This is a genomic window from Zobellia alginiliquefaciens (genome assembly GCF_029323795.1).
In the GTDB taxonomy this organism is placed as follows: Bacteria; Bacteroidota; Bacteroidia; order Flavobacteriales; family Flavobacteriaceae; genus Zobellia; species Zobellia alginiliquefaciens.
Window position 1 is genome coordinate 2,308,226 of the sequence record NZ_CP119758.1, and the last position, 19,690, is coordinate 2,327,915.

The window sequence follows — 19,690 nt, forward strand, 5'->3', positions numbered from 1 at the left end:
CATGAAAAAATATATAATACTTGCCAGTATCTTCCTCGCTTTTTCTTGTGGGGAAAAGGAACTGGACCTGTTGCCTTTAGATAGGGTAACTGCCGATACCTTCTACAAAACCCGAGGAGATTTTGACGGTGCTGTTTTTGCATCATATTCATCAATACAAGATTTATGGGGTATCAGTGCAGAAACTTTAGGTGAAAATGGGGAATATTGGAAAATTTCTGTTGTCATTGGGGATGATGCAAATGCGGATACAGAAGTTGGTGATGCCGTTTCCCAAGATATTGATAAACTCCTTATTCGTTCTAGCGATGTGCCATACGGAGCAGCGTATACTCAAATTTATGAGGGGATATATAGAGCGAATTTAGTTTTGGAAAATGTGAATGGAGAGAATGAATTAACTGAAGAGGATAAAACTATTATTGACGCTGAGGCTAAGTTTTTAAGAGGCTGGTTCCATTTCCAAGCTTTAAAAATGTTTGGTACACCACCACTGGCAATAGAGGTTAAGACGGACCTTAATGATTTGGCACTTGCAAATGCAACACAAGAAGAATTATACACCTCTATTTTGGCTGATTTAACAGATGCTGCGGCCGGCCTTCCTGCTGAATGGGATGGAGCAAATACGGGAAGAGCTACTTCATGGGCTGCCAAATCCTATATCGGAAAGGTTAATGTTTGGAAAGAAGATTGGGCAGCCGCAATTACAGCTTTTGATGATGTAATGGTGAATGGGCCATATATGTTGATGCCTGAATATAGTAACAACTTCAGTCATCTTTTCGAAAACAATGCGGAGTCAATTTTTGAAATTCAATTTGGCGGACCATTTTCTGATGATAATATATGGGTGTTTGATGATACACACTCTGAAAACTTTAAGGCATCTCAAGGCACTACTAGAAGCTATCATTGGGGGGCAGGAAATGGAGCTCCAGGGGGAAAGCGTGGTTGGTTTATACCCTCTCAAGAACTTCTGAATGCTTATGAGCCTGGTGATTCTAGATTAGGAACTACAATTTATCAAGAGGGAGAAGAGTATTTTGTATGGTCAGGTAATCAGGTTGTAACGGAGGCTTATGACCCTGAATGGTCTTCAAATGGTCTTAGTGCGAAGAAGTATTTGGGAGAAGAAAATGCTGTTGGAGCGAACAGGTCACCTAATGGGGCTTCAGATTTTAATAATGAGCGTTGGTTTAGATTTGCCGAACTTAAATTACTTTATGCAGAGGCGTTGATTCAAGGTGGAGGTGATGTTGGACTTGCTTTTGACGAAATTGATGATATTCGCGATAGAGCTGGTTTAGGCCCTGTTGACCGTTCGCAAGACCCAATGGATGCTTTAATGCAAGAAAGAAGGGTTGAATTGGCATTGGAACCACATAGATATTTTGATATAACCAGATGGGGTATTGGAGCTGAAATTTTTGGAGCGGCTTGGGATGACAAGTACAATGTATTTCCTTTTCCACTTACAGAAATCGATAGGTCTAAAGGACTGTTGATACAGAACCCAGGATATTAATAATCTTCTTTTAGGGTTTCCCTAAAAAGTATGGTAATTTTACTGAAAGGAATCCAATTTTTGATAACCCCTAGATTGGATTCCTTTCTATTCATAGACGTATTTAATTGCTTTCATGTTCGCTACGTATAAAATCGGTTTGTTTTATTACACACTCTTCTCCTGCGTGGTATTGTGTTTTACTTCATGCTCTCAAAAGGACCAAACGCTTTTTAGAGAGATTCATCCTTCTGAATCGGGACTTGGGTTTCAGAATACTTTAGCACTAACGGATTCCCTAACCATACTAGATTTTGAGTATATGTACAATGGGGCCGGTGTTGCTGTGGCCGATTTTGATTTGGACGGCCTTCAGGATGTCTATTTTACGGGAAATATGGTGAGCAACCGCCTGTATCGTAACCGAGGTGACTTTAAATTTGAAGATATTACAGAGTCGTCAAATGTGGGTTCTGCACACTGGTCCAATGGCGTGGCTATCGTTGATATCAATCAAGATGGTTATCCAGATATTTATGTTTGTAGGGCAGGGCCTAGAGACTCCAAAAGTGTAGATAAAGCAAACTTATTATTTGTAAATAATGGCTTGAAAGATGGAAAACTATCCTTCACGGAAGAAGCTCAAAAGTGGGGTTTGGCAGATACAAGTTATTCGGTGCAATCAGTCTTTTTTGATTATGATGGTGACGGCGATTTGGATATGTATCTATTGAACAATGCATTGGTAGATTTCAACCGAAATACGGCAAAACCTAAAGAAGGTCGAGAAAAAGTTCCTTCTGTAGATAAACTCTTTAGAAATGACAGTGGTGAGAACGAAGCTAGGAATCCCGTTTTTACAGATGTTTCGGCCGAATCAGGTATTTCTATTGAAGGGTATGGTCTTGGTATTGAAGTATGTGATATGAATTCAGATGGTTGGCCAGATATCTATGTGTCCAATGATTTCCTTACGGATGATTTGCTTTACATCAACCAAAAAGATGGAACTTTTAAAAATGAAATAGCCACCTATTTTAAGCATCTTACATTTAATGGTATGGGCAATGATATTGCCGATATTGATAATGATGGTAATATGGATGTTGTGGTGCTGGATATGCTGCCGCCTGATAATAAACGATGGAAGCTGACTATGATGGGCAACAATTATGATCAGTTTAGAAATAGGTTGGATTATGGTTACCAACCTCAATACATTAGAAATACGCTGCAATTGAACAATGGCAACGGATCGTTTAGTGAAGTTGGGCAGCTCACCGGAATTGATGCTACAGAATGGAGCTGGAGCGCCCTTTTTGCAGATTTTGACCAAGACGGACTTAATGACCTCTGCATTACAAATGGATACAGACAAGATATTACCAACCTAGACTTTATGGTGTATGGTGACCGTGTGCTCACCATGGGTACCGAAGAGGCGAACAGAAAAAAACGCATTGAAGAGCTGAATAAACTGCCGGGCATAAAAGAAACGAACTATTTTTTTAAAAATATGGGAAACTTAAACTTTCAGGACCAATCTGAAGATGTCGGTTTTGACAAGCCGACTTACTCAAACGGAATGGCTTATGCTGATTTTGATAATGACGGTGATTTGGATCTTGTGACGAATAATATTGATGATCCTGCCGGCTTGTACGAAAACACGCTATCTTCTGAGACAAACAAATATATTAGATTCAAGTTCAAAGGTTCGGAAAAGAACAAACAAGGATTGGGAAGCAAGGTTCATATTTTTTATGCGGATAGTGTACAAAAAAAGTATTTTACTCCTTATCGCGGCTATTTATCTACAGTTGAGCAAGCGCTACATTTTGGAGTAGGACAATCCAAAGAATTGGATAGCGTAAAAGTCATATGGCCCGATGGGAAGACTCAAAAGTTGGTAGCTGTTGCTGTCAATCAAGAAATCGTGCTTAAGTATGAGAATGCTGTGGACGGAAAACAAACTACAAACAATGAGATATCTAAAACATGGTTTCAGCCAACGGATAATGTAGGTCTCAATCGGTTCCATGTAGAGAATGAATTTGTAGATTTTAAGGTTCAGGCATTGTTGCCGCACATGCATTCTAAAAACGGGCCTGGATTAGCGGTAGCTGATGTTAATGGTGATGGTTTAGAGGATTTGTACGTTGGGGCGGCAACGGGTCAAGCAGGAGCATTGATGGTTCAAAAGCAGGACGGTTCTTTTGAAACGGTGGAGTTTGATGAAACAAAGAATGAAGACATGGGCGCCTTATTTTTTGATGCTGATAATGACGGAGACCAAGATTTGTATGTCGTTAGTGGGGGATCGTCTTATCCGGTTGGTAATAAGGCATATCAAGATAGGCTTTATGAAAATGATGGATTAGGCAAATTTAATCTGGTTAATGCGCTGCCAAATATGTGGGTAAGTGGGTCCGTAGTTACGGCTGCGGATTATGATAAAGATGGTGATTTGGACCTTTTTGTGGGTGGAAGAGTAAGACCTGGTGAATATCCATTACCTCCTGAAAGCTTCCTTTTAAAAAATAATAGTAATGCTAATGGTATAAAATTCAGTACGGATTCGCAGTCTATCAGTTCGGTGTTTAAAGATTTGGGCATGGTAACTTCCGCTTTATGGACGGATTATAATAATGATGGTTGGCAAGATTTAATTGTGGTAGGGGAGTTTATGGCGGTTCGTTTCTTTCAGAATAATAAGGGTGAATTATCCGAAGTTATGGAAGAAACGGGTCTTTCGCACACAAATGGTTGGTGGAACAGTATAACTTCCGGTGATTTTGATAATGATGGGGATCTTGACTATATCCTGGGGAATCTTGGTCTCAACAGTAAATTCAAGGCCAGTTCAACAGAACCTTTGTGTATCTATGCTAGCGATTATGATAAGAATGGTCAAATAGACCCGGTCATGTGTCATTATGTAGATGGAGAAAACTATGTGGCGCATTCACGCAATGATTTAATAAGCCAGATTAATGCTATGCGTTCACGTTTCAGAACGTTCTCTGACTATGCCAATGCCACTTTTGAAGATTCTTTTTTACAGGAAGAAATAGAAAATGCCTATGTAGTACGTAGCGAGACTTTTGCCAATTCCTACCTTGAGAATTTAGGCAATGGAGAGTTCAAACTTTCAGAATTGCCAAGAACGGCGCAGATTGCTCCTATGTATGGTATGATGGTTGGAGATTATAATAATGACCAAAACCTAGATGTTTTGGCGGTTGGAAATTTCTATAGTGGGGAAGTATTCTCAGGTAGGTATGATGCCTCTATAGGGTGGTTGTTGCTAGGTGACGGCGAGGGCAATTTCAGTAAGGCCAATGTCTCTCAAAGCGGGTTTTTCGTGGACGGAGATGCAAAAAGCCTTGTAGGCTTAAATGCGGGAAAAAAGGAATTAATCGTGGTTGGAATAAACAATGCTGAGTTAAAAAGCTTTTATCGACCGGTAAAAAACCGAATTTATAAGCCGAAACCTAATGAAGTTGCTGCTTTAATAACATTTAAAAATGGAATGAAACAAAAAGTAGAGTTCTATTACGGCGGAGGTTACTTGTCAGGCTCAAGTAGAAATTTAATCATTCCGGATTCTGCAGTTTCCCTAAAAATTATAGATGATAACGGTGTTGAAACCGAAATTTTGACGAACCTATGAAAATGTTGAAACCTTTAATATTCGTGTGGGGTCTCTCATTTCTATTTGTGGGTTGTGGCGCGAAAGAAACGCATCGTTTTCGGTTGTTAGATACTGCTAAAACAGGCATCGATTTTCAAAATACCATTACAGAAAACGATAGTATCAACGTATTTGAGTTTATGAACGTGTATACCGGTGCCGGTGTGGCAGTAGGTGATATAGACAATGACGGCCTTACCGATGTCTATTTTAGCGGGAACATGGTTTCAGGTAGGTTGTATCGGAACAAAGGAAACTTTCAATTTGAGGATATCACGGAAAAATCGGGACTTCTAAATACACGTTGGGGTACGGGGGTAAGTATGGTAGATATTAACCAAGATGGATTTTTAGATATTTTTGTGTGCGTTTCAGGAAGCGCAGAGATTTCCGAGCGTGCCAATATGCTTTATATCAATAACGGTGATATGACCTTTACCGAAATGGCCGAGGAGTATGGTCTTGCGGATACAAGGCAAAGCATGCACTCCGCATTTTTAGATTTTGATAAAGATGGTGATTTAGATATGTACCTACTGGTAAATCCTGCCGCTTACGAGTATAATGTTAATGTTAGTAAACCACGTGAGATTGATGGGCAGTCCGTAAGTAATGACCGTTTGTATAAAAATTTGGGGAACGGCAAGTTTGAAGATGTTTCGGTAGACGCAGGAATTCTAGTTGAAGGGTATGGCCTGGGTGTAGGGATCTCTGATATTAATGGCGATAACTGGCCTGATATTTATGTGTCCAATGACTTTATAGGGAATGATATTCTCTATATCAACCAAAAGGATGGTACATTCAAAGACCAGATTACGGAGCAAATAAAGCATACTTCTTATGCGGGAATGGGAAATGATGTGGCAGATGTGGATAATAATGGTGAGCCCGATATTATGGTATTGGATATGCGGCCAGAAGACAATGAACGTCAAAAATTGATTATTTCCTCAACGGGTTATGACCGTTTTCAAATTATGTTAGATGCAGGTTACAATGCACAATACAGTCGCAATACGCTGCAATTGAACCAAGGTCAGGATAAGTTCAGTGAAGTTGGATTTATGGCAGGCATTAGTAGCACGGATTGGAGCTGGAGCCCATTATTGGCCGATTATGATAATGATGGGCGCAAGGATTTATACGTTACCAATGGTTTTTTAAGGGATTTAGGAGATTTGGATTATATCCATTATCAGAAAGCTTATGACAGCCCTGTAGGTGATGTGGATACAAAAATTAAAATGAAATTGAAATCCATAAGTGAACTGCCCATGGCAGATTTACCTAACTACGCCTATCGTAATAAAGGGGATATGACTTTTGAAAAAGTTTCCGATAGTTGGGGGATTGATAAAGCCAGTTGTTCCCATGGTGCAGCATATGCCGATCTGGATAATGATGGGGATTTGGATTTACTGGTGAACAATATGGATCAACCTGCTTTTGTATATGAAAACGTGGGGCTTCCAGAGAAAAAAAATCACTATCTAAAAGTCAAGCTGAATGGAAAAAAAGGCAATCTGCAAGGAATCGGAGCTAAATTAAAGCTGACGACCGCAGACTCTGAGCAGTTCTATCAGCATTATTTAAGTAGAGGCTATGAGTCTAGTGTAGACCCTACGGCACATTTTGGTTTGGGACAGAGCAAAGAAGTGAAAAGTATTGAAGTTTGGTGGCCAAATGGTACATATCAGATTTTGAAGAACCAGGCAGTTGATACAATCTTGACATTGAAACAGTCAGATGCTATCAAAAATAGTCCAGAACAAAAAGACTTAAAGAATCAGTTTTTCTCTGATATAACGGATAGTTTAGGAGTAAGCTTCAAGCATAAGGAAGACGACTTTGTAGATTTTAAATTACAGCCTATTTTACCGCATATGCATTCCCGAAACGGACCTGGTTTGGCTGTTGCCGATGTAAATGGAGATGGCTTGGAGGATTTTTATATCGGAGGAGCTACCGGCCAAGCAGGGGAATTATTTTTGCAGATGCCAGATGGCAGTTTTGTTTCAAATGAAGGTTTAGATGCCCATTTAGAAGACATGGGTGTTTTGTTGTTTGATGCCAATGGTGATGGTCATACTGATTTGTACGTGGTTAGTGGTGGGGTAAGTGCCAATACCGATGCTGAAATATATCAAGACAGACTTTACGTAAATGATGGCAAAGGTGGTTTTGCCCGGTCTGATGCTTTGCCTGCAATAAGTGCAAGCGGATCGTGTGTAGTTGCCAATGATTATGATAAGGACGGAGATTTAGATTTGTTCGTGGGTGGTAGGGTTAACCCTGGTAAATATCCAATGCCAACACAGAGTTACTTGCTCCAAAATCAATCATCAGATAGTGACTTTAAGTTTGTTGATGTAAGCAACCAGATTGAAGGTTGGGAGGAGCTGACAATGGTAACGTCTGGTTTGTGGACGGACTATGATAATGATGGGTGGACAGACCTCATAGCTGTTGGTGAGTTTATGCCAATAACTATTTTTCATAATGAAAAAGGAAGATTGGTATTGCAAAAAGAAACCACAGGACTAACTAAAACCGAAGGATGGTGGAACAGCATCAACGGTGGTGATTTTGATCAAGATGGGGATATTGATTATATTTTGGGTAACCTTGGATTGAACAATAAATATACAGTCAGCCGTGAAGAACCTCTATGTATTTATGCTAATGATTATGATAAAGATGGCAGGATAGACCCTATAATGTGCTATTTTATTGACGGTGAAAACCATTTGGCACATTCACGTGATGAAATTATTGGACAGGTCAATGCTATGCGTAGTAGGTTTAAAACCTATAAATCATATGCCGAGACCAGTTTTGATGAATCGTTTTTACCAGAAGAATTAAAAAATGCCTATGTAGTCAAGAGCCATACCTTTGCCAGTAGTTATTTGGAAAATTTGGGTAACGGAAAATTTGAACTTCGTGAGCTTCCACTGGCGTTACAAACAGCGCCAATAGAAGGTACAGTGGTAGATGACTTTGATAAGGATGGAAATTTAGATGTGCTCATGACCGGTAATTCGTATGCTACGGAAGCGGCAACCGGGCGTTATGATGCTTTTATTGGTGCATTCTTAAAAGGAGACGGTACGGGGACTTTTAGAAATATCCCTTTGGATGAAAGCGGTTTTGTAAATGATTTAGACGCGAGTGGCTTGGCTTTGATATATTCGGATAAAAAACAGACGATACTGGCAGCAAATAATGATAATCAGCTAAAAGTATTTCAGGAAAAAGGGCACGGTAAAGCAAAGACGATTTATATTGAAAATGATGTGCTTTCCGCCTTTGTAAAACTGAAGAATGGTCGCGAATACAAGAAAGAATTTTATTTTGGGTCGGGCTATTTGTCACAGAGCAGTAGGCGTATTTTTCTTAATGAGAACATTGAGAAAATTGAAGTTACAGATAGAAACGGAAATACAAAAACAGTGTATTTAGATGAAGAAGTTAGGTAGTTTACTTATATTATGTTCGGTTTTACTGGTGTCATGCGGCACCAAGCATAATCAAGAAGGGCTGGATGCCTATTTTGAAGGAGGGTTGTCAAAATATAATCGTCAACTTACAGATGTTATAGTTGCCGATATTTTTACACCGCCAGTCGCAAGTAGAATTTATGCCTATTCAAATGTAGCCGCTTATGAGGGTATTCGTTTTGCCGATGCATCAAAAAAATCCTTGGCCGCTACACTCAATAATTTAGAAAAACTGCCTGAACCTATTGCTAATAAAGAGTACTATTACCCTTTGGTTTCTGCAGTGGCATTCATGAATGTGGGTAAATCCTTAGTTTTTGATTTGGATAAAGTTGAAGCTATTAAGGGTGATATGTTGGCCGAAATTAAAGCTATTGGTATTGATGCAGTGGTTTATGAAAATTCGGTGTCTTTTGGTGAAGAGTTAGCTGCTGAAATCTTAAACTGGGCCGCGAAAGACGGGTACCTTCGTCGTACGGCACTTCCCAGGTATTCTGTAAATGATGACGCTGGCCGTTGGAAACCCACGCCTCCGGATTATATGGAAGCAATAGAACCACATTGGAATACCATTCGTCCGTTCGTTTTGGATTCCGCTGGGCAGTTTGATCCAGGTTTACCTACCGCTTTTGATTTAGAAAAGGATTCTAAATTTTACGAAGAAGCTATTGAGGTGTATGAAACGGTTAATCAGTTAGACGATAAACAGCTGGAAGTTGCTAAGTTTTGGGACTGTAATCCTAATATTTCCCATACTAAAGGGCATGTTATGTATTTTCAACAACAAATATCGCCTGGAGGGCATTGGATGCATATTGCAGCACAAGTTTTGGAAGAAGAAAAAGCTAATGGAGTAACCGCTGCGGAAACCATGTCTTTATTAGGGGTAACTATTGCAGACGCATTTATAAGTTGCTGGGATCAAAAGTATAAGAGTAGCTTAACCAGACCAGAAACCTATATTAACAATTATATAGATCAAGATTGGGAGCCTATTCTACAAACTCCAGCTTTTCCTGAGCATACTTCGGGTCATAGTGTGGCTTCGAGTGCTGCAGCAACGGCACTGACAGCATTATTTGGTGAGAATTATGCTTTTGTAGATGCAACAGAAGTTCCTTATGGTCTACCGCCACGAAGCTTTCAGTCGTTTTGGCAAGCCGCGGAAGAGGCGGCTATTAGTCGTTTGTATGGTGGAATACATTACCGTCCCGCCATTGAACTCGGTGTACAACAGGGTAGGGCCATTGGTAATTTTGTGGTTAAGAGCGTAGAATTCGAATAATAGGATTGTTCTCCATATGGGTTTTTTCCGGTCAGGAATCTGGTTCGCCTGAGCATCCATTTACTAGCATTGGTCTTTTATGGAAAAAGAAAGAAATTTCCCATGAATCACTTAATTTATCTGTATATTCAAGGCTGAATTTGTCAAAACCTTCATTTAAAAATAAAGGAGGCTCTTTCACAGGTCTTAAAAATTCGTTGTTTTTATTCTGTTATTGATAAGTTTTTGAGCTATGAGTCAAGTATTTATAGTTATTTGAACCAATTTTTTTTGAAGGTGATGGAATACGCTGTATATTTGTTTAGTAGCATAGTATATCATAGTATTGATAAAATATTTGTTCATGCTCTTTCTTACAACGAACCGCACGACATTTTTACTTTCTTGAGTTATTCTTTGTTCAACTAGAAGAATTATAAAATAATGAACGGCTAATTGATTCTGGCCTAATAATATATTTAGATGATTGTAAACACTATTCTTACAGTTTCCCCCGAAATAACAATTATTGGTGCGGAACAAAATTTCCAAACGTCTCTTAAAAAAGTGCATGATCATCAAGGTACTGCAATCTATAATTTTGAAGTTACAGGAAAAGAAAAGCGAGTTCCAAAACCCATTACCCTACAGTGGAAAGTGCCCGCCATAAATGTAAAGGGGATTTGGAAGCCTACCACGGATTTTAATAAACGTATTCAAGCAGATTGGGAGTTGGATAATATGGAGTCTAGAATCTCTATTGATTCTCCTGTTATTTCCTTGTTTGGTAATAGTGATGAGAACATTTTAACATTTGCTTGTTCCAATGCTATCAATAAATTAGAAATGAATGCACGTTTGCGTGAGGAGGACAATTGTTTTTATTGTCACATCACGTTTTTTATGGAGCAACATTATCCTCTTAAAAACTTTAAGGCACAGATAAGATTAGACAGTCAAAACAGGCATTTTTCAGATAGTCTTCGTGCCGTTTCCTCATGGTGGGAAACCTTTGAACAGCTGAAACCGGCCTATGTTCCGGATATTGCAAAAAAACCGTTGTATTCTACTTGGTATCAGTTTCATCAAAACTTAGAAGTGCCATTACTTTTAGAGGAGTGTAGATTGGCTAAAAATCTAGGTTACGAGGCAATAATTATTGATGATGGTTGGCAAACTTTCGATTCGAATAGAGGTTATGATTTTACCGGAGATTGGCAACCGGACCGTATTCCAGAAATGGCGGAATTCGTGAAAAGAGTGCAAGAAACGGGAATGAAAGTTGCCCTTTGGTATTCCGTTCCTTTTTGCGGGGAAAAGTCAAAGGCCTATAAACTTTTCAAAGGAAAATTCTTAACCGAAGACCACAGATGGGCACCTGTTTTTGATCCTCGTTACCCAGAGGTTAGGCAATATCTCATAAATATTTATACAAATGCGGCCAAAGACTGGAATTTGGATGGTTTTAAATTAGATTTTATAGATGATTTCAGATTTTATAAAGATACACCTACTAATTTAGGAGCTGGTGCGGATTACGCTTCTATCAATGGAGCGGTGGACCGCTTGTTAACTGACGTGAAAAATGCTTTGACTGAAATAAATCCTGAAATTTTCATTGAGTTCAGACAGAAATATACCGGGCCGGCAATGCGTAAATATGGTAACATGTTCAGAGCGTTTGATTGCCCCGGAGATGCCACCATGAACCGTTTGCGAATTGCGGATATACGTATGCTTGCAGGGGATACGGCCGTTCATTCCGATATGGTTACTTGGCATGCGGATGAACCGTTGGAAATAGCGGCACTTCAAGTAATCAATACCCTTTTTGGTGTGCCACAGCTTTCCGTAATGTTAAGTGAAACTCCCAAAGAATATGTAAACATGATCGGGTTTTACACTAAATATTGGAATGAAAATTCCGATGTTCTCATGAATGGCGATTTCCTTCCATCTAAGCCTTTGGCCAACTATCCCACAAAGCGGGTATCTAAAAACGGACACCTTATAATAGGTGTATACGATACTTGGGTTATAGAGCTTAATGAAGCGCCTAATCAAGTAGATATTTTAAACGGACAGATAGCGGATCAAGTGGTTATCAGGAATACAAAAGACTTCGGGGTCTATCGTTGTAAAATTTATGATTGTCAAGGAAGTTTGATACGGGAAGATAAAGTAGTATTTTCGAAAGGCGTACTTGAAATTGTGGTTCCCGCCTGTGGAATCATAAAAGCCGAGAAAATATAGCGAACTTCAAATGACCGAAAAAGAAAAAATGATTGGCGGACAGCCTTATAACCCTCATGATAAGGAATTGGTGAGAGGGAGGTTGAACGCAAGAAGATTAATGCGTGAAATTGAAGCCATACCCATGGATAAAGAACGCCAACGGAAACATTTTTTCAAAGAGCTATTCGCGGAGACCGGTAAAAACTTCTATATAGAAAATCGTTTTACTTGCGATTATGGCTTCAATATTTATTGGGGAGAAAACTCATACGCTAATTTTGATTGTATTATTTTAGATGCAGCACCAGTTTATATTGGTAAAAATGTGATGATGGCCCCTGCAGTAAAACTACTTACGGCAACACATCCTTTAGAGTTTGAAGCTCGCAATTCCGGTATTGAATATGCAAAACCCATAAAGATTGGCGATAATGTCTGGATTGGTGGCGGGGTAATCGTTAACCCAGGGGTTACTATAGGAAAAAACAGTGTTATAGGTTCAGGGAGCGTTGTAGTGAAAGACATTCCTGAAAATGTAGTTGCTGTTGGTAATCCGTGTCGTGTACTAAAGAAAATTGATAACTCCTAATTATAGCTCCTCTCATACTCTCAACACCAACTTAAAACACCAAAAATATGCTCTCAATAGTTTCATTCGTAGGTTTTACGCTCTTAGTTGCGCTAATTGCTTGGTATGCTACAAGAAGTACCAATGAAAAATCTGCTGATGGCTATTTTTTGGCAGGTAGGAGTTTAGGGGCTATTACCATTGCCGGTTCATTGTTGCTAACTAACCTTTCTGCGGAACAGATTGTGGGGCTTAACGGGCAAGCATTTACGGAAGGGGTTTTGGTAATGGCTTGGGAAACTTTGGCAGCAATTGCTATGATTATCACGGCGGTATTCTTGCTTCCTAGGTATATGCGGGGTGGTATAACAACAATTCCACAATTTGTGGCAGATAGGTTTGATCACGGTACAAAAGCCATACTAACAGCGCTGTTTTTATCTGGTTACGTTATTGTGGTCATTCCGTCCGTATTGTATTCGGGTTCTTTGGCGTTCAGTACTATGTTTGATTTGCCTAGCCTTTTGGGACTTTCCGATACGGCTACCCTATGGATTTGCGTTTGGAGTATTGGTATAATCGGAATTATATATGCAATTTTCGGTGGATTGAAAGCGGTTGCGGTTTCTGACCTGATCAATTCTATTGGACTTCTGATTGGAGGACTCCTCATTCCTGTTTTTGGATTGTTGGCCATTGGTGAAGGGAGTATTTCTGATGGAGTCTCCATATTATGGGAAAGCCATCCGGAAAAATTCAATGTAAAGGGAGATGTGGATGCATCCATTCCTTTTGGGACAATCTTTACCGGTATGATGCTCGTACAAATGTTTTATTGGGGTACCAACCAAGTGATTCTACAACGTGTTTTTGGAGCTAAAAACTTAAAAGAAGGACAAAAAGGGGTGATTTTAGCCGCTTTGGTAAAATTCTTAATACCCATAATAGTCGTATTGCCAGGTATTATCGCATGGCATATTTTTGAAGGCAATCTTGATAATCCGGATCAGGCCTATCCTAAGTTGGTTGCAACGGTACTTCCTGCGGCTTTTACAGGTCTTTTTGCTGCGGTGCTTTTTGGTGCTATTCTTAGTTCGTTTAATAGTTTGTTGAACAGTAGTGCCACTTTATTCGGTTTTGACCTGTATCGTCAATATTTTAAAAAGAACGCGACCGAAATTGAAACGGTTAAAGCGGGTAAAATGTTCGGACTTGTACTGGGTATTTTGGGTATGTGCGTTGCTCCTTTAATTGCTAATGCACCTCAAGGTTTGTTTGCATGGTTGCAAGAGGCCAACGGTTGTTATAGTATTCCCATTTTAACGGTAATTGTTGTTGGGTTCTTTACCAAGCGTGTGCCGGCCATAGCGGCAAAAATTGGTGTGATTTCCGGGGTTGTTCTGTATTCTATCAGTCAGTTTATCATTAAACCTTATTTTGTAGAAAGCGCCTTGACGGAAGCTGCTCAAAATGGAATAACAGATGCCAAGGCCTTAAGTGTAATTCAGGCGGAAGCTTATCCACACTTCTTGCATGTAATGGCTATTTTGTTCGTCTTGAATATTATTATCATGTTAGTTATCGGAAAATTACATCCAAGGGAAACGGACTATCAGCCTATGACTACGGATGCGGTAAGTGTGGAACCGTGGAAATATGCTTTTATAGCGGGTGCTGTAATCACGGCTTTAGTGCTGAGTACGTATTTGATATTTTAAAAGAGATATTTAAAACTGTAGTGCCACGCCCAGGGTTCCAGGTCCAAAATTAAGGTTCCAGCTCATTTTTTTGGCTCCGGCATTATATTTCTCATCATACTTTCTATCAAGGTAGCGGTCAATAGATTCCACCGTAGCTATACTTATGGCAATGGCGAATACAAAATCACTCAAATAATGTTGGCCGTCCCATATACGTGAAATACCAGGTATGGCTCCTAGAGTATATATTCCAGCTTTAACCCATGGACTTTTAAATTGTTTCCCAATGGCGTATGCATTTGTAAAGGCTAACAGAGCATGGCCCGAAGGGAAAGAATGAAAATTTCGGTTAGAGTTAAAAGGATCAAAGGTGTCTTTTCCTTTTTCTGCAACAGGTCTGGCTCTACCTACGGCTGATTTTAAGACTTGTTGTAAAAAACCTGCAGATGTCGCTGATGAAATAAGAAGAACACCGGTACGACGAAGTTTCTCATTTTTAGTGATAAGTCCGGCCAAATATACACCTGAAGTGGCAATATAGTTGTTTTCCGGGCTCCCGTAAAGTTCTCCATATTCTCGAATGACTTGAGGAACACCATCCTTTTGATTTTGAATAAAGCGCGAGGTATCGTCATCTATAAGGTAGACTGCCCCGGTCCCTGCTATCACTCCGCCAAACTGTGCCCATTGCTGACCTTTCCAGTGAAATGGTCTGGCATAGGAATAACCAACACCCTTGAACATATTTACAAAATCGTACTTAAACATATCCCAACGTTTTTCAGTTGGGGCTACAATTGAATCTTGGGCATATACCCCCATGGAGAAGGCAGTAAACAGTAATGCAATGGTCTTTTTCATAGTATTGGCAAAACTAGATTTATTCTGCAAAGCTAGAACGGTTTAAAACAAAAAAATCACGTTTTTTTGGTCTGGTTGGTCGTTTTTATAGGAAAAAGGGCAGAAGCTTTTATAATTTACGAAATAAAACGGTACCGCTGGAAATTAAAAAAAGATTTCTTGGGCCAATCTATAGGTGTTGGCATGAGCTTCTACAATAGTTTTGATGTCCGGAGTATAGCCGCCACCCATGCTGCATTGGACAGGTATTTGAAGCTGATCACATGTTTTGAGAACAAAAGCATCTCTCTCTTTACAGCCCTCAATGCTAAGCCCCAAAGTCCCTAGTTTGTCGGAAGCTATAACATCTACTCCGCAGAGGTAAAAGATAAAATCTGGTTTTTCTTGAGTGATTAACTGGGGCAATATTTTCTTTAATCGATATAAATACGCATGATCTTTAGTGTCTTTAGGAAATGAGATATCTAAATCCGATCGTTCTTTTTTAAAAGGATAGTTACTTTCTCCATGCATGGAAAAAGTAAAAACAGAAGTATCGTTCTGAAAAATTTCTGCTGTACCATTTCCTTGGTGCACATCTAAATCTACAATAAGGATTTTCTTGGCAAGTTTTTTTGCTTGCAAATACCTTGCGCCTATGGCTTGGTCGTTCAACATACAAAAAGCTTCGCCATGGCCGGTATATGCGTGATGGGTGCCACCGGCGATGTTCATAGATATGCCGTTTTCGAGCGAATAATGACAGCACTTCATTGTACCATCGGCAATGATTCGTTCGCGCTCTACCAAATCCTCGGTAAGGGGAAAACCAATTTTTCTAGCCTCTCGCGGTGGGATTTTAATATTTAATAAATCATAAAAATATTCGGGATCATGAACCGCTACTATGTATTTATCGTTAGGTATTTGAGGTTCGAAGAAATTTTCAGGAGTGCAAGTACCTTCGTGTAAAAGTTGTTGGGGTAATAGCTCATACTTCATCATAGGAAAACGATGTCCTTGGGGAAGCGAGTGGTTGTAAATAGGGTGATTCGCTATTTTGAGCATGCTACAAATATAGCTTTCTATTCCCGATTAAATATGGAGTGGGTGATTGGTGGCAGGTATGAAGAAACTATGCTACCTTTTTCAATAAGTCAAAACAAGGGCATTTGCTACACCTTTTGCTTTCACTTTTCTTGTACTTTTTGCAGCACTTACTTTTAAGTTTCGCATTAGCGGCAAGTGCTTTCTCAACTTTACGTTTTAAAAGCTCCGGATCAACTTTTTTTTTGTCTTTCTTTTTAGACGATTTCTTTTTCTTTGACACTGGCCTGAATTCTAAGTAGATGACAAATGTAATTATTTTAAATAAATCTAAATAAGATTGAAAAGTTAAAATTTAGATTTCGTGTGTTATGGTGTGCATTTTAATTGGTTGGTAGTAAAGGTGTTGCTTTGATTTATACTTAATTCCTAGTAATATGATAGGAATAGTAGGGATATATTTTTTGGAATCACAACAGTTCTTTTATCTTTGGCCATTCTTAGCGGAATTGATAGGTAAATTGAATTGTAAAAAGAAGCATTTGCAATGAAGACAGGAAGTGGACTAAGTAAAAAAATTAGCCGGAGGGCGCGTATTTCCAGGTACGTCATTTATAAAGAAACTTTAGTAGATTTTAAAGAGCAGTTTTGGTCTTTTTTAGGCGCATTTATTGGAATTGGTTTAATTGCGCTTCTACAGTCCTATTATCTTCCAAAAATGGAAAATGCCCTGTTGATAGGGTCTTTTGGCGCTTCTAGTGTTCTTATTTATGGAGCTATTGAAAGTCCTCTGGCGCAGCCACGCAATTTTATTGGCGGACAGTTGTTATCCGCTTTTATTGGTGTTACCGTATATAAACTTATGCCGGATTTAATATGGCTTTCGGCACCATTGGCAGTTGCCACATCTATTGTGGTAATGCAGATAACAAAAACGTTACATCCACCAGGTGGCGCTACAGCCCTAATTGCTGTAATTGGTACTGCAAAAATTAAATCTTTAGGGTACTTCTATGTTATTTCTCCAGTATTGGCAGGTACAGTAATACTTTTTGTTACCGCCCTTATTTTTAATAATATGACCAAGCATAGAAGTTACCCGGTTAACGGCCGTTTTTTACGTGTTATTAGGGGTAAAGTAGGCAGACGCAAGCGCAGTTTTAATACCTAGGAACCCATAGAATTGCGCAGGGCTATGATTTGTGTAGCTTGAGTTGAATTCGTTTGCGAGGTACATCTACCTGTAATACTTTAACAACAATCTGTTCATGAAGACTAACATGTTCGTTCACATCCTTTACAAAGGTATCAGCAAGATTAGAAACATGAATTAGTCCGCTTTCTTTAATACCAATATCTACAAAACATCCAAAATTGGTAATGTTGTTGACGATTCCTGGCAATAATTGACCTTCGTGTAAATCTGTAATCGATTTTATATTTTGATTGAAGGTAAAGACTTTGGCCTTTTCCCGACGGTCAAGACCTGGTTTCTCCAATTCTTCTACAATATCCTTTAAGGTAGGTAAACCGATAGTTTCTGTGCAATAGGCTTCTAGATTTACACTTTTTAGAGTACTACTATTACCAATCAGTTCAGTTAGAGGAATTCCTTTGTCCTTTGCTATTTTCTGAACTATAGAGTAGCTTTCTGGGTGTACTGCAGAATCGTCAAGTGGATTCTTTGCGTCCTTTATCCGAAGAAAAGCCGCTCCCTGTTCAAAAGCTTTCCCTCCTAAACGAGCCACTTTTTTTATTTCTGCTCGGCTTTTAAAGGCTCCATTTTCGTTCCTGTATGCAACAATGTTTTCGGCCAGTTTAGGACCTATTCCGGAAACATAGCTGAGCAAGGGTACACTGGCCGTATTGATATTCACACCAACGGAATTCACACAACTTTCTACAACACTATCTAAGGAAGTCTGGAGTTTGCTCTGGTCAACATCGTGTTGATATTGCCCTACACCAATAGATTTAGCATCGATTTTTACAAGCTCTGCCAAAGGGTCTGCCAATCGTCTTCCGATGGAAACGGAACCACGAACCGTAACGTCGTAATTCGGAAATTCTTCTCGGGCAATTTTAGATGCTGAATAAATGGACGCTCCGGCTTCGCTCACCACAAAAACTTCAACCGGGTTTTTAAAGTGGATGCGTTTTACCAATTGCTCGGTTTCACGAGAGGCCGTACCGTTACCAATAGCGATGGCTTCAATTTTATAAGCATCACAAAGTGAACTTATTTTTTTTATAGCTTCTTTGTCTTTATTCTGGGGAGCATGCGGGTAAATGGTCTCATTGTGTTCTAAATCTCCTTGTGCGCTCAAACAAACCACTTTACAGCCAGTTCTAAAACCGGGATCAATGGCTAGAATTCTCTTTTCACCTAAAGGAGCACCTAAAAGTAATTGCTTCAAGTTTTTTGAAAATACTTTTATAGCATCTTCATCTGCTTTTTCTTTAGCGTTTTTCAGGATTTCGTTCGATAATGAGGGGTAAAGCAAACGTTTATAGGCATCTGCAATGGCCAATTCAATTTGAGGTGTACAAGAGTTGTTCGATTTTATAACACGGTCCTCAATACGGCGAAGCATTTCGTCATTGTCAATTTCAATTTTTACACGTATGAATCCCTCGTTTTCTGCACGTAAAATAGCCAACAATCTATGCGAAGGACATCGTTTTAAAGCTTCGCTCCAATCAAAATAATCTCTGAATTTCTGTGCTTTTTCATCGTCTTTCTTGGTGGAAATCACTTTAGTGACAATCAGAGCACTACGTTCCAACTGATTTCGCACTTGATTTCGAATGGAAATACGTTCGTTGATCCATTCCGAAATAATATGCCTGGCCCCTTCTAAAGCTTCCGCTGTATTGGCAATCTCATTATTGGTGTATTGCAATGCTGCGGACTCAATATCATTATGGTTTTGAGCCATTATAATTTTTGCCAGCGGCTCTAACCCATTTTTGCGGGCGGTCTCGGCTTTGGTCTTTCGTTTTTTCTTGAATGGCAGATATAAGTCTTCTAGCGTAACTAGGTCATTGGCCTGTTCAATTGTATTACGAAGCTCGTCCGTTATTGCATCTTGTTCCTCAATAGCTTTTACAATGGCAGTTTTTCGTTTTTCCAGAGCCTCGAACTGCGCTTTGAATAGAACGATATTTCCAACCTGAACTTCGTCTAAATTGCCCGTTTTTTCTTTTCTATAACGTGATATAAAAGGAACGGTACAGTCTTGGTTTAAAAGTTCTACGGTATTCTCAATACTCTTTTGTGGGAGCTGAGTGTGCTTGGAAATATAAGAAATGAGTTGCATAAGACTGTATTA

11 protein-coding genes are annotated in these 19,690 nt (G+C 39.3%); 8 read left to right on the forward strand and 3 right to left on the reverse strand.

Going from position 1 to position 19,690, the window contains the following annotated elements; translation table 11 throughout:
* Nucleotide 1 precedes the first annotated feature (1 nt).
* From P0077_RS09775 to P0077_RS09805, 7 genes are all read left to right on the forward strand, one after another.
* Nucleotides 2-1,528 (forward strand): RagB/SusD family nutrient uptake outer membrane protein, encoded by a 1,527-nt coding sequence (locus P0077_RS09775; RefSeq protein WP_276168993.1) that lies wholly within the window; start codon nt 2-4, stop codon nt 1,526-1,528.
* A gap of 115 nt (nt 1,529-1,643) precedes the next feature.
* A complete protein-coding gene (locus P0077_RS09780; RefSeq protein WP_276168994.1) occupies nt 1,644-5,180 on the forward strand; it encodes a VCBS repeat-containing protein in 3,537 nt (1,178 codons plus the stop codon).
* Nucleotides 5,177-8,683 carry a VCBS repeat-containing protein gene (locus P0077_RS09785; RefSeq protein WP_276168995.1) on the forward strand — a complete coding sequence of 1,169 codons (3,507 nt, stop codon included), beginning with the start codon at nt 5,177-5,179 and terminating at the stop codon, nt 8,681-8,683. The genes P0077_RS09780 and P0077_RS09785 overlap by 4 nt, the downstream gene beginning before the upstream one ends.
* Entirely contained in the window at nt 8,667-9,989 is a 1,323-nt protein-coding gene (locus P0077_RS09790; RefSeq protein WP_276168996.1) for a vanadium-dependent haloperoxidase, read from the forward strand. Before P0077_RS09785 ends, P0077_RS09790 begins: the two co-directional genes overlap by 17 nt.
* 462 nt (nt 9,990-10,451) lie before the next feature.
* Nucleotides 10,452-12,221, forward strand: coding sequence for a glycoside hydrolase family 36 protein (locus P0077_RS09795; protein ID WP_276168997.1), 1,770 nt, complete (start codon nt 10,452-10,454; stop codon nt 12,219-12,221).
* 10 nt (nt 12,222-12,231) lie between these two features.
* Complete coding sequence (locus P0077_RS09800; protein WP_276168998.1) at nt 12,232-12,792, forward strand: sugar O-acetyltransferase; 561 nt, start codon at nt 12,232-12,234, stop codon at nt 12,790-12,792.
* 47 nt (nt 12,793-12,839) lie between these two features.
* Nucleotides 12,840-14,489, forward strand: coding sequence for a solute:sodium symporter family transporter (locus P0077_RS09805; RefSeq protein WP_276168999.1), 1,650 nt, complete (start codon nt 12,840-12,842; stop codon nt 14,487-14,489).
* A gap of 9 nt (nt 14,490-14,498) precedes the next feature.
* Here P0077_RS09805 and P0077_RS09810 read toward each other — a convergent pair whose 3' ends face one another.
* Together P0077_RS09810 and P0077_RS09815 are read right to left on the reverse strand one after the other, a co-directional pair.
* A complete protein-coding gene (locus tag P0077_RS09810) occupies nt 14,499-15,362 on the reverse strand; it encodes a phosphatase PAP2 family protein (protein WP_349292995.1) in 864 nt (287 codons plus the stop codon).
* Nucleotides 15,363-15,476: 114 nt separating this feature from the next.
* A complete protein-coding gene (locus P0077_RS09815; RefSeq protein WP_276169000.1) occupies nt 15,477-16,379 on the reverse strand; it encodes a histone deacetylase family protein in 903 nt (300 codons plus the stop codon).
* Nucleotides 16,380-16,905: 526 nt separating this feature from the next.
* On the opposite strand from P0077_RS09815, the gene P0077_RS09825 reads away from it, so the two are divergent.
* A complete protein-coding gene (locus P0077_RS09825) occupies nt 16,906-17,529 on the forward strand; it encodes an HPP family protein (protein ID WP_276169002.1) in 624 nt (207 codons plus the stop codon).
* 22 nt (nt 17,530-17,551) lie between these two features.
* Here P0077_RS09825 and P0077_RS09830 read toward each other — a convergent pair whose 3' ends face one another.
* Entirely contained in the window at nt 17,552-19,678 is a 2,127-nt protein-coding gene (locus tag P0077_RS09830) for a Tex family protein (protein ID WP_276169003.1), read from the reverse strand.
* Nucleotides 19,679-19,690 lie beyond the last annotated feature (12 nt).

Excerpts from the sequence above, each read along its gene's own strand:
- P0077_RS09800 (WP_276168998.1), top strand. The coding sequence starts at position 12,232 with ATGACCGAAAAAGAAAAAATGATTGGCGGACAGCCTTATAACCCTCAT.
- P0077_RS09790 (WP_276168996.1), top strand. The coding sequence starts at position 8,667 with ATGAAGAAGTTAGGTAGTTTACTTATATTATGTTCGGTTTTACTGGTG.
- P0077_RS09780 (WP_276168994.1), top strand. The coding sequence starts at position 1,644 with ATGTTCGCTACGTATAAAATCGGTTTGTTTTATTACACACTCTTCTCC.
- P0077_RS09785 (WP_276168995.1), top strand. The coding sequence starts at position 5,177 with ATGAAAATGTTGAAACCTTTAATATTCGTGTGGGGTCTCTCATTTCTA.
- P0077_RS09805 (WP_276168999.1), top strand. The coding sequence starts at position 12,840 with ATGCTCTCAATAGTTTCATTCGTAGGTTTTACGCTCTTAGTTGCGCTA.
- P0077_RS09825 (WP_276169002.1), top strand. The coding sequence starts at position 16,906 with ATGAAGACAGGAAGTGGACTAAGTAAAAAAATTAGCCGGAGGGCGCGT.
- P0077_RS09795 (WP_276168997.1), top strand. The coding sequence starts at position 10,452 with ATGATTGTAAACACTATTCTTACAGTTTCCCCCGAAATAACAATTATT.
- P0077_RS09775 (WP_276168993.1), top strand. The coding sequence starts at position 2 with ATGAAAAAATATATAATACTTGCCAGTATCTTCCTCGCTTTTTCTTGT.
- P0077_RS09830 (WP_276169003.1), bottom strand. The coding sequence starts at position 19,678 with ATGCAACTCATTTCTTATATTTCCAAGCACACTCAGCTCCCACAAAAG.
- P0077_RS09815 (WP_276169000.1), bottom strand. The coding sequence starts at position 16,379 with ATGCTCAAAATAGCGAATCACCCTATTTACAACCACTCGCTTCCCCAA.